12 protein-coding genes are annotated in these 15,897 nt (G+C 62.2%); 4 read left to right on the plus strand and 8 right to left on the minus strand.

Going from position 1 to position 15,897, the window contains the following annotated elements:
- Nucleotides 1–5: 5 nt before the first annotated feature.
- From CXY74_RS12255 to CXY74_RS12265, 3 genes are all read right to left on the minus strand, one after another.
- Entirely contained in the window at nt 6–2,411 is a 2,406-nt protein-coding gene (locus CXY74_RS12255) for an excinuclease ABC subunit UvrA (protein ID WP_104200689.1), read from the minus strand.
- The gene (locus CXY74_RS12260; RefSeq protein ID WP_370446148.1) at nt 2,374–4,470 is read right to left on the minus strand and encodes a prolyl oligopeptidase family serine peptidase; all 2,097 of its coding nucleotides are present in this window, start codon (nt 4,468–4,470) and stop codon (nt 2,374–2,376) included. The genes CXY74_RS12255 and CXY74_RS12260 overlap by 38 nt, the downstream gene beginning before the upstream one ends.
- 98 nt (nt 4,471–4,568) lie before the next feature.
- On the minus strand, nt 4,569–5,333 hold the full coding sequence (locus CXY74_RS12265) for an SDR family oxidoreductase (RefSeq protein WP_104200691.1): 765 nt from the start codon (nt 5,331–5,333) through the stop codon (nt 4,569–4,571).
- Between the two features lie 164 nt (nt 5,334–5,497).
- On the opposite strand from CXY74_RS12265, the gene CXY74_RS12270 reads away from it, so the two are divergent.
- The 4 genes from CXY74_RS12270 (at nt 5,498) to CXY74_RS12285 (ending at nt 8,210) form a co-directional block, all read left to right on the plus strand.
- Entirely contained in the window at nt 5,498–5,992 is a 495-nt protein-coding gene (locus CXY74_RS12270; RefSeq protein WP_104200692.1) for an NfeD family protein, read from the plus strand.
- Complete coding sequence (locus tag CXY74_RS12275) at nt 5,985–6,962, plus strand: SPFH domain-containing protein (protein WP_104200693.1); 978 nt, start codon at nt 5,985–5,987, stop codon at nt 6,960–6,962. Before CXY74_RS12270 ends, CXY74_RS12275 begins: the two co-directional genes overlap by 8 nt.
- A 3-nt stretch (nt 6,963–6,965) precedes the next feature.
- A complete protein-coding gene (locus CXY74_RS12280; RefSeq protein WP_233193367.1) occupies nt 6,966–7,730 on the plus strand; it encodes a glycerophosphodiester phosphodiesterase family protein in 765 nt (254 codons plus the stop codon).
- A gap of 111 nt (nt 7,731–7,841) precedes the next feature.
- Complete coding sequence (locus CXY74_RS12285) at nt 7,842–8,210, plus strand: RNA polymerase-binding protein RbpA (RefSeq protein ID WP_104198030.1); 369 nt, start codon at nt 7,842–7,844, stop codon at nt 8,208–8,210.
- Nucleotides 8,211–8,292: 82 nt separating this feature from the next.
- Here CXY74_RS12285 and lnt read toward each other — a convergent pair whose 3' ends face one another.
- From lnt to CXY74_RS18030, 5 genes are all read right to left on the minus strand, one after another.
- Nucleotides 8,293–9,828, minus strand: coding sequence for an apolipoprotein N-acyltransferase (gene lnt / locus CXY74_RS12290; RefSeq protein ID WP_104200694.1), 1,536 nt, complete (start codon nt 9,826–9,828; stop codon nt 8,293–8,295).
- A 7-nt stretch (nt 9,829–9,835) separates the two neighbouring features.
- Complete coding sequence (locus tag CXY74_RS12295) at nt 9,836–12,298, minus strand: RNA helicase (protein WP_104200695.1); 2,463 nt, start codon at nt 12,296–12,298, stop codon at nt 9,836–9,838.
- A 40-nt stretch (nt 12,299–12,338) separates the two neighbouring features.
- The gene (tatC, locus tag CXY74_RS12300; protein ID WP_104200831.1) at nt 12,339–13,091 is read right to left on the minus strand and encodes a twin-arginine translocase subunit TatC; all 753 of its coding nucleotides are present in this window, start codon (nt 13,089–13,091) and stop codon (nt 12,339–12,341) included.
- A 45-nt stretch (nt 13,092–13,136) separates the two neighbouring features.
- The gene (gene tatA, locus CXY74_RS12305) at nt 13,137–13,403 is read right to left on the minus strand and encodes a twin-arginine translocase TatA/TatE family subunit (RefSeq protein ID WP_104200696.1); all 267 of its coding nucleotides are present in this window, start codon (nt 13,401–13,403) and stop codon (nt 13,137–13,139) included.
- Between the two features lie 340 nt (nt 13,404–13,743).
- A complete protein-coding gene (locus CXY74_RS18030) occupies nt 13,744–15,885 on the minus strand; it encodes a YafY family protein (protein WP_233193368.1) in 2,142 nt (713 codons plus the stop codon).
- Nucleotides 15,886–15,897 lie beyond the last annotated feature (12 nt).

Consider the following 15,897-nt stretch of genomic DNA (forward strand, 5'->3'; position numbering starts at 1 on the left):
TTGGACTACGCAGTCGCGGGCACAGCACCGACGTAGGCCGCGAGGTGCTCGCCGGTGAGGGACGAACGCGCGGCCACGAGGTCTGCGGGTGTGCCTTCAAAGACGATTCGGCCGCCCTCGTGACCTGCGCCCGGGCCGAGGTCGATGATCCAGTCGGCGTGCGCCATGACGGCTTGATGGTGTTCGATGACGATGACCGACTTCCCGGAATCCACGAGCCGATCGAGTAGGCCGAGCAGATTCTCGACGTCGGCCAAGTGCAGGCCGGCGGTGGGTTCGTCCAGAACATACACCTCACCTTTTTCGGCCATGTGCGTGGCGAGCTTCAGCCGCTGGCGTTCGCCGCCGGACAACGTCGGCAACTGTTGGCCGAGGCTGAGATAGCCGAGGCCGACATCGGCGAGTCGGCCAAGGATCGCATGAGCTGCCGGGGTTCGTGCCTGGCCCTCACCAAAGAATTCCCTGGCCTCGGTTACCGACATCGCCAGCACCTCACTAATGTCGCGTCCCGCGAGGCGGTATTCCAAAACGGATGCCTCGAAACGCTTTCCTTGGCATACCTCACAGGGTATTGCTACGCCGGCCATCACGCCCAAGTCGGTGTAGATAACGCCGGCGCCGTTACAGATGGGGCAGGCTCCCTCTGAATTGGAGCTGAACAGCGCCGGTTTGACGCCGTTGGCCTTGGCGAAGGCTTTGCGGATCGGTTCAAGCATCCCCGTGTATGTCGCCGGGTTGCTGCGCCTGGAGCCCGTGATCGCGCCCTGGTCGATAGAGACCACTCCGTCGCGGCCTGTTACCGAGCTCTGGATCAGGGAGCTCTTGCCCGACCCGGCCACGCCGGTCACCACGGTCAGCACACCGAGCGGAATGTCCAGATCGACGTTGTGCAGGTTGTGGGCGTTGGCGCCGCGCACCTGCAATACCGCGGAAGGCCTGCGTACGCTCGGTTTCACCGTCGCACGGTCGTCGAGGTGCCGGCCGGTCACGGTATCGCTTGATCGAAGACCGGCCAGGGTTCCCTCGAACACGATGTCGCCACCAGCCGATCCCGCTCCTGGGCCGAGGTCGACGACGTGGTCGGCGATCGCGATCATCTCTGGCTTGTGCTCGACAACGAGCACGGTGTTGCCCTTGTCACGCAGTTGAAGCAGCAGGGTGTTCATTCGCTGGATGTCGTGCGGATGCAGGCCGATCGTCGGCTCATCGAAGACGTACGTGACATCCGTGAGCGACGAGCCGAGGTGGCGGATCATCTTCGTGCGCTGGGCCTCACCGCCGGACAGCGTTCCGGAGGGACGGTCGAGGCAGAGGTAGCCCAGCCCGATCACGACAAAAGATTTGAGCAGACGCTGCAACGACTCGAGGAGCGGTTCGACGGAGGGATCAGTCAGACCGCCGGCCCACTCGACGAGGTCGCTGATCTGCATCGCGCAGGCATCGGCGATGCTGATTTCGCTAATCTTCGACGATCGGGCCCCCGCGCTGAGTCGGGTGCCGTCGCAGTCGGGGCAGACGGTAAAAGTCACCGCTCTTTCCACAAAAGCTCGGATATGCGGTTGCAGCGAGACGACGTCTTTGGAGAGCATCGATTTCTGGATCTTGGGAATCAGCCCCTCGTAGGTGAGGTTGATACCCTCGACCTTGATCTTGGTCGGCTCCTTGCGGAGTAGGTCATCCAGTTCTTGGTCGGTGAAGTCCTTGATCGGTGTATCGGGGTCGAAGAATCCGCAACCATTGAATATACGGCCGAACCAGCCGTCCATGCTGTAGCCGGGAATGGTGAGCGCGCCGCCGTTGAGAGACTTGGTGTCGTCGTAGAGTGCGGTCAGGTCGATGTCGTTGACCGAGCCCCTCCCCTCGCAGCGTGCGCACATTCCGCCGGTGATGCTAAAGCTGCGCCGTTCCTTGACGGTCTGTCCGCCGCGTTTGATCGAAACGGCACCCGCGCCGCTGATCGAGGCGACGTTGAAGGAGAACGCCTGCGGGGAGCCGATGTGCGGCTGGCCGAGCCGGCTGAACAGGATGCGCAGGAGCGCGTTGGCATCGGTGGCGGTCCCGACGGTCGACCGCGCGTTGGCACCCATTCGTTCCTGGTCGACGATGATCGTCGTTGTCAGCCCGTCGAGTAGATCGACGTCTGGCCGCGCGAGGGTCGGCATGAATCCCTGCACAAACGTGCTGTATGTTTCGTTGATCATGCGCTGAGACTCGGCGGCGATGGTGCCAAACACGAGCGAGCTTTTGCCCGAGCCGGACACGCCGGTGAACACGGTGAGTCGTCGCTTTGGAATCTGCACGCTGACGTTCTTGAGATTGTTCTCGCGGGCACCGTGCACGCGGATCAGGTCGTGGCTATCCGCGATTTTCGGTTCAGGGGACGGCGTGTCCGTTTTCTTGGTCGGGCTCATCGGATCTCCTGTGATTGGCGGCACTGGGCAGAAATCGGGCCCACCAGTCCAAAATGATCTCGAACCGTTGCAAACGATGCCGTGGGCGACCGGTACGGCTGAGGTCGTGGTTCTCCCCCGGAAAGATGACCAGTTCGGCCTGGACTCCGCCCCGTTTGAGCGCCGCGTAGTAGCGCTCACCCTGCGACAACGGGCAACGCAGATCCTGCGCGGAATGGAGGACAAGGGTCGGGGTTTTCACCTGGCCGACCAGGAACTGCGGACTTTGGCTCCGCACCAGGTCGGCATCCGTTCCTGCATACTCGTCACCGAAGAAATCGCCGATGTCGCTCGTACCGACAAACGCGTCGGGATCGAGAAAACCGCGTTCCACGATGGCGGCGGCAAATCGATGATCGTGCGCGATCGTCCAGGCGGTTAAATAGCCGCCGTAGGACCCACCCATGATTCCAACGCGCTGCGCATCGAGGACGGGCTCGGCTTCGAGGGCACCGTCGAGAAAGTCCAACACGTCAGCGAGGTCCAGGGTACCCATACGCTGGCGGATGGCGCGCCCATGGGCTTCGCCATAACCGGATGATCCGCGCGGGTTGCAGAGAACCACCGCGTAGCCCGCATCGACGTAGACCTGGGTCTCATCGAGGAGCGCGTCGGTGTACTGGGCGTACGGGCCTCCGTGGATGGTCAGGAGCACCGGGTGCGGGCCCGGCCCCGGGGGGGTATGCACAAAGCCGTGCACCGGGTAGCCGTCTCGCCCGGTGATGGTGAGTTCAATGCCCATCGCCAGGCCGGTAGCGCGAAGGTGCACGGAGAAATCGGTGAGGCGTTTGGGTTCGGTGTGCGGGACATGCGTGCCGAGGGGGTGCGTGTGTACGAGAACGAGCTCACCGGACGTGACGGCGGTCTGCACGGCGACGACCACAGATTCGCCGTTGGCACCCACTGCGGTCGCGACGGTTGCTCCGCAGTGGAGTGGCTCCACGTGCCCGTCGTGGTGCACCCGAACCAGATCAACGCGGCCGCGACTGCCGCGGAGCACGAGTACGGAGCCGTCCGCCAGCAAACTGATATCCCCGGTGGCCTCCAGATCGAGTAGATCCTGGTCGGTCTGGTGCGGGTCGGTGACGCGCATCGGTGCTGAACCATCCATTAAGAAATCGCTGCGGTACAGTGCGCTCACCCGTCCGACGAAATCTCGGCCAGTCGTTCCCACATCCGTGGCGAGCAGCCAGAGAGTACCGTCATCGGCACAGGCGAGAGCCGAGATACTCAGGTTCTCAGCCGAACGCACGACGGTACGAACCGGAGCGATTATTTCCTCCCCCAGGGTGGCTTTTTCGTCGAGGCTGAGGTTGAGTTCGATGACTTCGCTGCGCAGGTCGTTGTCACGGCCGGCATGACGCGCCGAGATGGTGAGGAGCCTGGACCCGTCAGCCGCAAAGGCCAGGCCGGAGTGATCGAAATCCCCCTCGGTCACCCGGCGCGCGATCGGAAGTCCGGACGAAAGGCTGGCCCGCACCGGAAGAACGAGGTTCACCCCGGAATCCGGCGGGCCTTTGGGCTCAGCGCGAGTTGCATCGGCCGTGACAGGTGCGGGCGCGGGCGTCGGTTCGCCCCAGACATTGGGCACCGCGGCCAGGAACACGTGCATGCGCCGGTCGCTGGTGTATCCGACCCCATTCGACCGGTAACGCAGGGTATCGATGCGGCGGGCCGGTTCCGAGTCCGCTGACAAGCCGACGACCGTGCCGTATCGTCCGGGTTCGGGAACCCGAGCCAAAAAGGCGATCCGGCTACCGCTTGGATGCCAACGAAAGTCAGTTACGCCGAGAACCGCGTCGGTCATTGCCAGGGGCTCGCCCCCGGCCGCATCGACAACGTGCAACTGCGCGCTACCGCCGGCATCAGCCCTGAGAAACGCGATCAGGCTGCCATCCGGGGAAAACCGGGGTGCCGAGTCACGAAAGCCGCGGGTGATGCGGCGCGGAGTCGGCTCCCCCGCCAGCGCGACGGTCCACAGCTGGCCGACGTAGTCATCCGCTGCAAAGTCGGCGTTCACTCGCGAAAATACCGCCCGCGACCCATCGGGATGGATCGTCGGGCGCGAGACAGTACAGAGCAACGGAAGATCGGCAGCCTTCATTGCTTTCTCACTTTCTAGTCTTTGGTAAACCCGGTCGTGTCGCCGACCAATCGGGTACTTCCGGCCGGGACCGGATCTACCGCGGCCGAGACGATCTCCGCCGCGAACTCGCTGACGTTGTACAGGCGTCCCGCTGCCTCTTTGCGGGCGTTCAGGGCGCCCGGGTTGGACCGTTCGAGTAGCGTCGCCGTGATGGTGCCCTCGATCATGTCGCCGGAGACGACCACGAATCCTATACCGGACTGTTCGAGTTCGGGAATGACGGCGCGCAGGGCGTCTTCCCCCGCGCGCTTGCTTCGGGCGACCGGCTCATACTCCGGCATGGTGCTTGTCGTCTTGATGAAGTGCGCCTGGTGGCTGGTGACAAAGACAACCCGAGAATCGTCACCGAGCAGCGGGATGGCCCCGTTCAACAAGTTGACTTGAGCATCGCGATTGAGCTTGAGGGCGTAGTCAGCAGCCATACCACTTTCCATACCGCCCGATGCGTTCATCACAAGAATGTCGAGTCCCCCGTATTCGGACTTGATGATCGCGAACATCGCGGCAACCGATGCCGGGTCTGTCAAGTCGGCACCGACCGTGATGGCCTCCCCGCCGGCAGCGCGAATGGCATCGGCGAGTTTATTCGCTCGCGCCTCTTTATTACGGTAGTTGATGACGACTCGCGCTCCGGCCTGAGCAAAATAACCGACAGTATCGGCGCCGATACCGCGGGAAGAGCCGGTGACGAGTACGCGCTTGCCCTCGAGTGATCCTGCTGCAAGTGGATTGGTCACGCATGCTCCTCTGATTTGGTCAACTTAATTCCGTGATGAAGTGTGACCTGATCGGCCACAACCTACCCTTTTGACCTTATCAACAAGCCTCAGTCGCTCCCTCGGCGTGTTGAACCCGGTACCTGCTAGTTTCAAGGTGAAACTGAATGTGGAAGGTGTCACACATGGTCGACCTGACCGACTATCTCTGGATTTTGTGGCTCGTGTTCATTCTCGTGGCCATTACCATCGAACTGCTGAGCTTGGAATTCACCTTCCTGATGATCTCCATCGGCAGTCTCGGCGGTTTGGCTGCCAACTTGCTCGGACTGGACTGGTGGCTGCAGATCGTAGTCGCCGGCGGGTTGTCGGTGCTTCTGCTTTTGACCATCCGCCCCTTTTTACTGCGAGCCCTTCGCAAGGGGGGCGATCCCGCGCTCAGCAACATCGCCGCGCTGATTGGAATGACCGGCCGTGTCATGTCGACGGTCACCGAAACCGGGGGGCTGGTGAAACTGGCCAACGGCGAAACCTGGACCGCTCGTCTTCTGCCGGCCCACCCCGACAGCGACGCCGGTTTCAGTTCTGGTGTCGAGCCCGGCCAGCCGGTCACCGTGCATCTCATCGAAGGCTCCACCGCCGTCGTCATCTCCGCCGAAAGGACCCAGAACAATGCTTGACCCCGCAGCTTTTATCGGTCAGATCTTCGTGATTGCCCTGCTCGCGGTGTTGGCGGTGTTCGTCATCGTCATCCTCGTACGCGCCATTCGCATCATTCCCCAGGGCAACGCCGGGGTGGTTGAGCGCCTCGGCAAGTACCACAAAACGCTGCTTCCCGGTTTGAATCTTCTGGTGCCGTTCGTCGACCGGGTGCGCCCGCTTCTCGACATTCGCGAGCAGGTGGTGTCTTTTCCGCCGCAGCCGGTGATCACCGAGGATAATCTCGTCGTGTCCATCGACACCGTCGTCTACTTTCAAGTGACGGATGCCCGCGCCGCTACCTACGAGATCAACAACTACCTCGGTGCGGTCGAACAGCTCACTACGACCACCCTCCGTAACGTGGTCGGCGGGTTGAACCTCGAAGAGGCTCTGACCAGCCGCGACAACATCAACAGCCAGTTGCGCATCGTGCTCGACGAAGCCACCGGCAAATGGGGCATCCGGGTGGGCCGAGTCGAGCTCAAGGCAATCGAGCCACCTCACTCCATCCAGGATTCGATGGAAAAGCAGATGCGAGCCGAACGTGACCGTCGCGCCCTCATCCTGACGGCGGAGGGTACCAAGCAGTCCGCGATTCTCACCGCCGAGGGGGCGCGCCAGGCGGCGATCCTCGAGGCTGAGGGTGACGCCAAAGCTGCGGTATTGCGCGCGCAGGGTGAGGCCGAAGCCATCACCACTGTGTTCAAGGCCATTCATGACGGAGATCCAGATCCGAAACTGCTCGCCTACCAGTACCTGCTGACGCTACCCAAACTGGCCGAGGGCAGCGCCAACAAGCTCTGGATCGTGCCGAGCGAACTGACCGAAGCGATGAAGGGTATCGGCAGTGCTTTTGGTGCGAATATTCAAAATCCAAAAACGGCGGCATCCGCTGCACCGGCGGCGGCCGCTTCTCCGGCCACGGCTGCAGCAGAGCCGCAGGCCTAGTCGGTGGCCGAGAGCGCACAGTCCATCTTTCTGGCCGCACCGCACCCCCGGGTTTTCGCTCACCGCGGTCTGGCACGGGATGCGCCGGAAAATTCTTTGCTCGCCTTTGTGAAGGCCCTGGCGTGTGGGGCCACCCATCTCGAAACCGACGTGCACGTATCGCTTGACGGCGTAGCTGTGATCAGCCATGACCCCGACTTGACTGAGCTCGGACGCGATATTCGCATCGACCAGCTGACCATGCCTGAGTTGAGGCGCATCAACCGGGGCTACGGGCAATCGTTCACGTCCCTCGCCGATGCCCTCCAAGCGTTTCCATCGGCACTGTTCAATATCGACATCAAGACAGATGCCGCGGCCGAACCGGCCGCACAGGCCATTCGTGACGAGCGAGCCACGGCTCGAGTCCTGGTGACCTCGTTCAACGACTCGCGTCGCCGCCGCGTAGTCGACCTGCTGCCCGGTGTGGTTTCCTCCGCGTCTTCGCCGCTCGTGGCGCGGGCCGTGGCGGCGACGAATCTGGGCCTCACCTCCCTCGTTCGCAAAACGCTCGCGGGCTGCGTCGCCGTGCAGGTACCCGAGCGGGCGGGACCAATTCGAATTGTCACACCCCGTTTCATCGCGATGATGCACAGGGTGGACGTCGAGGTGCACGTGTGGACCATCAACGACCCGATCGACATGGTTCGACTCTTCGATCTGGGCGTTGACGGTATCGTGACAGATCGCACAGATCTTGCTGTCAAAGCTGCTACTCTCGGAATCTGAGAATTACCTCCCAGAACGGGGGGTCTGGGAAGGTTTATACCCAGCTTGATGGTTTAGAACTATGAAAGTATCGCGATCGAAATGTAATCGCGAGCGAGAGGAGACCACACTATGGCTGACCGCAGTTTGCGTGGCATGAGATTGGGCGCACAAAGCCTTCAAAGCGAAGAAGGCGTCACCTTCTCCCCCCGGGTCACTCACACCTACCGGTGTGAAACATGTGGGCGCGAGACGGTGATGATTTTTTCGGCCGATGCCGAGGCTCCGGACGAGTGGGAATGCAAGTACTGTGCCAGGACGGCGACCCGACTGGTCGACTCCCTGCCGGTGATCGTTGACCACTCCGATGAAAAAATTGCCCGGACCCACTGGGACATGTTGTTGGAACGCCGCTCCAGAGACGAGCTCGAAGAGTTGCTCGAAGAGCGCCTCTCGGTGTTGCGTCTGCGCCGTGGTGGCCAGCAAAAGATCGGCGCCTAACCGCCGGTCACACCCGCACGACCCCGCACTTTGTGCCGGGGTCGTTGTTGGTTAACACGTCGGTTCTGGACAGGGGCTGCGGCTAACGGTGCCGGCGCCGCCGTGCGGACCGAGCGCACAGAGCGCACAGAGCCAATCCGGCCAAACCCAGCCCCGAGACGAGCCATTCGAGTCCACGGCCGGCCACTATCGCTGGCGTGATGGTGTCGCTGAGCGGAACGGTCTGCACCATAGCTCCCGACGTAAAGGTCAAAAGGCTATCGAGCGTCGCCCCATCGGGGGTGATGATCGCGCTCGAGCCGACCGTTGAGATATTGACGACCGACCGGCTTGTCTCCATCGCGCGCAGCCGGGCGATGGCCAGCTGCTGCACGCTTTCATCGGTGTGCCCGAAATCGGCGTTGTTGGTTTGGGCGAGAATAATTTCAGCTCCGTCGACGATCATTTCGTGCACCAGCTGATCGTCGGCGATGTCGAAGCAGATCGCTATTCCAGCCAGAACTCCGTTGATGTCAAAAATATTGTCTCGGGTGCCGATGCCGTAATCCCGGCCGATGAGGTCGATCAGGTCCGGAGCGAATGGTCGCCAGAAAGCCCGATCCGGCATGTACTCGGCAAACGGCACCGGGTGCACCTTGTCATAGACATCGACGGCGCCACGGCCAGCCTCCCAGAGCAGCGAGCTGTTGTAGTAGGTGTCATCGGGCTTGGTGATGGTGCCGGTGATGAGAGGGGCATCCATTTCGGTACTGATGTAGTCGAGCACCTGCGCGGCTGCCTGCGAGCGGGTGGGGTCGATGTCACTCGCGTTCTCCGGCCAGACCACGAAATCGACCTTCTCGCCGATCAAAGGCAGGGTGGCCGAAGTGTGGTCCTGCAGGATCTGACCCGGCGAATATTCGGCAAACAGACCGGCATCCGCGTTTCCCTGCACTGCGGCGAGGCGAACCTCGCCGTTCTGGGTAGTCGGCCATGCCGGGACGATAAGGACTACCGCGACGGCGCCGACGGCGATGCCCGTGCGCAGCGTGCGCGCCAGCTCCGGTTCGCGGAATAGTTGTACGGCGAGGGCACTCAGCCAGACCAGAATAAAGCTCAGGCCCGACAGGCCTACCCAGGCCACGAGCGGACCAAACGGACTCTCCGACTGTGACAGGGCAACTCGGCCCCAGGCGAAGCCACCGTAGGGCCAGACTGCGCTGATTGCTTCCCTGGCCGTCCACAAACCCGCCACGATAACCGGCACAACGCCGAGACGACCCCCGACACTCGGCCAGACCCGAGGGCCATGCCGGAGGACGACGGCCGTCAACCCGAGCCCCACGGCAAAAAACAGGCTCTCGAGCCCGCCGAGCGCAAACCACGGCACGAGACCGAGGTACAGAGTGATCCAGAAGATATGAATCAGCCAAAACGATAATCCGGCAACCAGGCCGACGAGTAGTCCCGTCGCGAGGCTGCGACCGAGCAGAGCCAGGAGCATGAGCGCGACCCCCACCGGCGCAAGGTACCACCAGTCGCGATCCGGAAAACCGGCGTCCAGAACCGCGCCGGCGCCGGCCGCGACGACAAGAGCCGCCCACAGCGGCAGGCTGAACGCGCGCTCAATTCCCCACATAGTGAATTCAGGCCACCGAGGAGTACGCCACGATACCGCGGCGGATCGCATCCATGGCGCTACGAGCGGTCGGCCCGACCTGTCCGTCGCCGGCAATGCTGAGTTGGTCGAGCAGGTCGATGGTCTGTTTAGTCCAGCGCACAAAATCACCGGCAGCCATCTCGGCCTCATAGAGTACGTCGGCGAGCGATGCGCCGCGAGCCCACTTCCACATGGCGAGGCTGAGTCCCACCGCGAGCGGATTACTCCCGGGAAGCTTGTGGTCCCGCTCCAGGTCGTCGATGCGGCTCCACAGCTCCTGGGTTTCGTCGAGGGCCGGTCTGAACGGTCCCTTGGGCAGGTACCGAGCGTCGATCAGGCCTTCTTCACGTCTCGGCTCGAAGACCAGCGCACAGGCCATCGCAGCGAGGCTCGCGGCATCGAGTTCGTTCCACAGACCTCGGCGCAGCGACTCCGCGACCAGCAGGTCCCTTTCCGCGTAGATTCGGCGCAGGATGCGTCCGCTTTCGCTGAGCTCGATATTGCCGCTGGCATTCGCTTCGAGGTAGCCGTAGCCGAGCAGGACGTCGGTCACGCGATCGAAGACGCGGGCGATGGCTCCAGTGCGCTGTGATATTTGCTGGTTGAGGGCATCCGTTTGGCGTTTGAGCTTGAACCAGCGTTCTGCCCAGCGGGAGTGCGCCTCTCGATCGGGACAGTGGTGGCAGCCGTGGGCGCGCATCTGCTTGCGCAGGCTCGTCACCTCACGCTGGCGTTTGTCACGTTCACCGCGCAAGGAATTGTCGGATTTGACACCCTCGCGTTCCACCTCGGTGAGACGCCGACGAATGGCCGAGTACCCTTCGAAGTCGCCCAGGTTGCAGGTCATGCTGGCCTTGAACCCAGCTAGGGATTCTTCTTGCTGGCGAACAGACCGGGCCAGATCGACGACGGCCCGATCGGCCTGAAACTGGGCGAATGACGACTCGAGCACACCGCGCGTGCGTGTGACGCCGAACTGGTCGATGAGGTTGACGGCCATATTATAGGTCGGCTTAAAGCTGGAATTCAGCGGATACGTACGCCGGGAGGCGAGCGAGGCCACCGCCTGCGGATCCAGTCCCTGCGCCCACTGAATGACCGAGTGACCGAGGGTGTCGATTCCGCGGCGACCGGCCCGACCCGTTAGCTGGGTGTACTCCCCCGGGGTGATCGGTACGCGGGCTTCGCCGTTGAACTTCTCCAGCTTGTCAAGAACGACCGTGCGGGCGGGCATATTGATTCCGAGGGCCAGCGTTTCGGTGGCAAAGACAGCCTTGACAAGCTTTTTCTGGAAAAGTTCTTCAACCACCTCCTTGAATGCTGGCAGCAGACCGGCGTGGTGCGCGGCGACACCGCGCTCGAGTCCGTCGAGCCACTCGAAGTAGCCGAGCACGCCGAGGTCTTCGTCGAGCAAAGTGCGGCATCGATCGTCCACGATCTGACGAATTTCATCCCGCTCGTGTTCCTGTGTCAGACGTATCCCCGAGCGGAGCACCTGCCGCACGGCCTGGTCACAGCCGACGCGGCTGAAGATGAAGAAAATAGCCGGCAGCAAGTGTTTGCCATCGAGCATGCGCACGATATCGCCGCGATCCATTCGGCCGGCGTCGACCTGTGCGCGTTGCTTGTCATGACCCCGGTAGCCGCCTGCGGAAGAGCTACCCTGACGACTAGAACCACGACCACGCCCACCGGCCGAGCGCCCGCCGGCGTGCGCCAACCGAACGAGTTCAGGATTGACCCGATGCGCTCCGATCAGTCCGGAGGAATCGAACAGATCGAGCATATTGTTCTTGACCAGCACGTGCTGTTCCAGCGGAACCGGCCGCTCTTCAGAAACGATCACGTCAGTCTCACCGCGAACTGCCTGCAACCAGTCGCCGAATTCCTCGGCGTTCGACACGGTCGCGCTGAGCGACACCATACGCACCGGCTGCGGCAAATGGATGATCACTTCTTCCCACACGGCACCGCGAAAGCGATCCGCAAGGTAGTGCACCTCGTCCATCACCACGAAAGCGAGATCGGTGAGTAAGTCGGAATCGGCGTAGAGCATATTGCGGAGCACCTCGGTCGTCATGACCACGATGCGTGCCCCCGGGTTGACGTTGCTGTCCCCGGTGAGCAACCCAACCTGGTCCGCTCCGTACTCGGCAACGAACTCCTGAAATTTCTGGTTGCTGAGGGCCTTCATGGGCGCGGTATAAAAAACCTTCGCCCGCGACTGCTGCATTGCCAGGTAGATGGCGAATTCGGCGACGATGGTTTTACCTGCTCCGGTCGGCGCGGCGACGAGCACGCTGTTGCCGGCCTCCAGGCACGCGCAAGCCTCACGCTGGAACGGATCGAGATCGAATTTGAGGCCGCGATCAAAAGCCAGCAACTTCGGTTGACTTGCTCGGGTGCGCGCGGCCGAGTATCGTTCGGCCGGCGATTGCGTGTGCGTCACGTGATCCTTAACAATTGCTACAAACGACTTTCAGTAGAGACTAGAGCGCGAATTCTTTCTCGAAAGCCAGCACTTTCTTAGCCGCTCGGCGATCGTGCAACCAAGCGATGCCGTAGGCGGCAAAGTACAACATGACCATGGGAATGGCCAGCAAGAACATCGAGACGACGTCAGCGGCGGGAGTGGCGATCGCCGTGAAGAGAACGATGACCAAAATTGCAATCCGCCAGGATTTGATGATCGACGCCGCACTGATCACGCCGGCGAAGTTGAGCAGCACTATGAAGACCGGCAGGACGAAGGCAATGCCGATCGCCACGACGAGTTTGAGTACGAAGTCGAAATAACCTTGCGCATTAATGAACGCTGAATCCTCGGTGGGCGCGAAACTCGTCATGAGTTCAACCACGTGCGGCAGTACGACCCAACCCGCCGCACAGCCAGCCAGAAACAGGGGAATGGCCGTCAAGAGAAACCCGAACGTGTATTTCCTCTCCGTACGCGTCAGACCGGGAACCAAAAAAGCAAAGACCTGATACAGCCACACCGGGCTGGAAACTATCAGGCCGACATAGAGTGAAATTTTGAGTTTGAGATCAAAAGCGCTCGTGATGTCGGGGTAATTGATCTGGGCGTTGCGATGCTGCGCATTGATGATGGCGTAGATCGGCTCTCGCAATTGATCCCAAACGAAATCGGAGAGGAACCACCCAGCAATGGCACCAACCAGGAGACCGGCTGCAGCCAGATAGAGGCGCTTGCGCAGTTCGATTAAATGCTGCCCCAGCGACATTTTTCCCGCTTCGGTCGCACCCCGCCCAGCACGGACCATTCGCGGCTAAGGCTTCGAGGCGGGGTCGGCCGGGCCGGGCGTGGTCGGAAGGGACGTCTTTGACACGTCGTCACCCGGTGTGCTCGTCGTGCTCTTCGACCGCGGTGCGGCGTTGGGATCAGGGTCGACAGTGTCGCTCTTGATCTCGCTCTTGAAGATCTTCATGGACTGCCCTAGGCTGCGTGCGAGTCCGGGAAGCTTCGGCGCTCCGAAAAGGAGCAGTACGACGACTAGGATGATCAAAAAGTGCCATCCGGTCAAATTTTGCAGCATGAGGGTGTGTCCTCTGTGTTAGCTAGCGGGCGTTTCGCATCAGTTTACCCCGCACGATCCGCGCATCGCGACGCACCTGACTCCGATGTGCGCGGTCAGCACGATTCTGCTCGACATTCCGGAGCACCACAGCCGAGTCCGCGAATACGGCGGGGCTAAAGGAGGCGCAGACCGACGGCACACCGAGGTCCACCGAGGAAACTTGATCATTGAGGGCCTCAAGAGCTCGCAGGGTTGTGCCGGCTTTGCGGTAGAGCGCCACCGCGCACCAAATGAGGACCGCGAAAAGACCGGCCACCAGAACGCCCCAGATGAGTAACCACGACCACCACGGCATCCGCTAACCCTCATCCACCTGGGGCATATTGTCGCCAGAGTACTGCGCCAGTCCGGCTGCAGCCCAGTCGAACACAACCTTGCGTGATTCTGCCGGTTGAAGCACGGTGACAATGCCGGCGAGGCCGGTGACGAGGCGTTTGAGCACGTGGGCATGGGCGACGCGCAGGGTGGTGCGCGTGCGCGCGCCTGTTCCGACCACCTCGGACTGCTCGGGTCGGTAGTCGGCCAGCAACGGCAGCGCCGCGGTAGGGAGCTCGAGTCGCACATCAACATCGTCGCTGGACGGCTGGAACAGGGTGTCCGGCAGCAGCAGGTCCACCGTGTGCGAACTGCGCGGTGCTGCGGTGACGCGTGGGTCGGTCATCCGGTCAAGACGGAAGGTTCGCACGGCTTCGCGAAGGTGGCACCAGCCCCGGAGGTACCAGTCGCTGTCGACGGATTCAATGCGCAAGGGATCGACGAGGCGGTGTTCCTGGTCGCCACGCGCATTGAGATAGTCGAACTCGACCTGCATTCCTGTACTGAGGGCAGCCTGCACAATCTCGCGGGTCGCGCCGGCATCGCGTTGCGCGACAGCGACCTGGGTGGGTGGCGCCGATGAGCCGCGCGTCAACTTCGCCATCAGCGACGCGATCGCATCGGTGTCGGCGTTGTGCGGCAGGGCACACAGGTACTGCAGTCCGGCGATGAGTGCTGCGGCCTCGCGCGCGGAGAATCGCGGGGAGTCATCGATGGCAACCTGGTGGGTCAATACGATTCGATCATTGGTTTCGAATTCGTCCCAGAGAATGTCGAACAGGTCACCGTGCAGGTATTGACGTGTTTCCCCAGGAATCCCAGACAGCGCGATGAGGCTGACCAGCGTGCGCACTCGTTCCACTGACAGTCCGAAGTGCTCGGCCACCTCGGTGACGGTGACCGGACCCTGATCGATCAAGTACGGAACGAGGGAGAGTAAGAGGGTGAGCTGGTCTCCGGCGACTCGAGGCTGGCTGCCTGGCTGGGAAATCGGCGCATGCAGCGGACTCGGCCGGCGGCGCTGTGCGCGGCCGGGTGGAAACGCGGGGAGAGCGCTGGCATGAGCGTCACGAGCGGCAACCAGTCGATCGCGCACGGCGGTGCGTAACGCGAGTGGGCTCTCGACGAACACTTCGGGGCCGAACCCGGCCAGTTCGTCGGCGAGGATGTCCAGGTCGGTGAAATGCAGGGTGCGCTCCAGCGTCACTGGATGGCCTGGCTGAGGCGCGGAGCACTGACCCGCCTGGCGCGCGGCGAGCCGCACTGCGGCGTCGGATCCTGACACCACGACGATGTGGGCGACATTACTCGCCCACAGAGCATCGAGTTCACAGAGAGCGCGTGCACTATCGGTCGTGTTGCCCGCTGCTTCGTCGCCAATCGAAGTCGGAGTGGAGTTTGCGAGCACTGTCACCGTGCCCACGATCCGCGCCAGCAGGAACGTGCGCGGTGCGCGAGCGATCTCATCCGTTGCGTAGAGGTGCCAGCGGCCTTCGTGCTGCACCAACGCACGCGGAGCAACCTCGCGACGGACCGGCTTGGTCTCCCCCGGTTTGAGGTAGAGAAATGCCACGATCTGCGCTCGGTCGAGGGCTTTGCTCAACGGTTCGAAGCTCAGGTCATGCGCGCGCAACGAGGGCGCGTAGCCCAGGACCGGTTCGCTCGATTCGACACCGAGGGAGTTCAACTTCATTAGGCCTCGGCGAGATTCCCCGGACAATGATCCTTCCCGCCAGACCGTGCCAGCGAGTTTGAGTAGGGATACCTCGTCGGAACTGAAGGTCACGTCGGCGGGAAGGTCGTACAAACCCTTCGGAATTCGATACCGCAAAAAGTGATTGCTGCCCGGATCATCGGGCGACTCAAGTGTTTCGAGCGGAATTCCCAATTCCCGGATGTCATCCTTGTCTCGCTCGAACTGGCGCTCCAGACTTTCATTCGAGCCGGCGGACGAGAATCGCTGTCGGTAACCCTGCACGTTCGCGAGAATGTCGGCCTTGGTCAGCCCTGCTTCCGTTGCCACGAGCGCGAGGACCAAGCTGAACAGCCGTTCCGGGGCCGTGACCAGCAGCGGCTTGACCTCGGTCGCGCTTTTTGGAGGGTCCGACTCTGGCGGGGTAGACATGCGGGCCAGCCG

This window comes from Cryobacterium sp. Y29 (genome assembly GCF_002929825.1).
Classification (GTDB): Bacteria; Actinomycetota; Actinomycetes; order Actinomycetales; family Microbacteriaceae; genus Cryobacterium.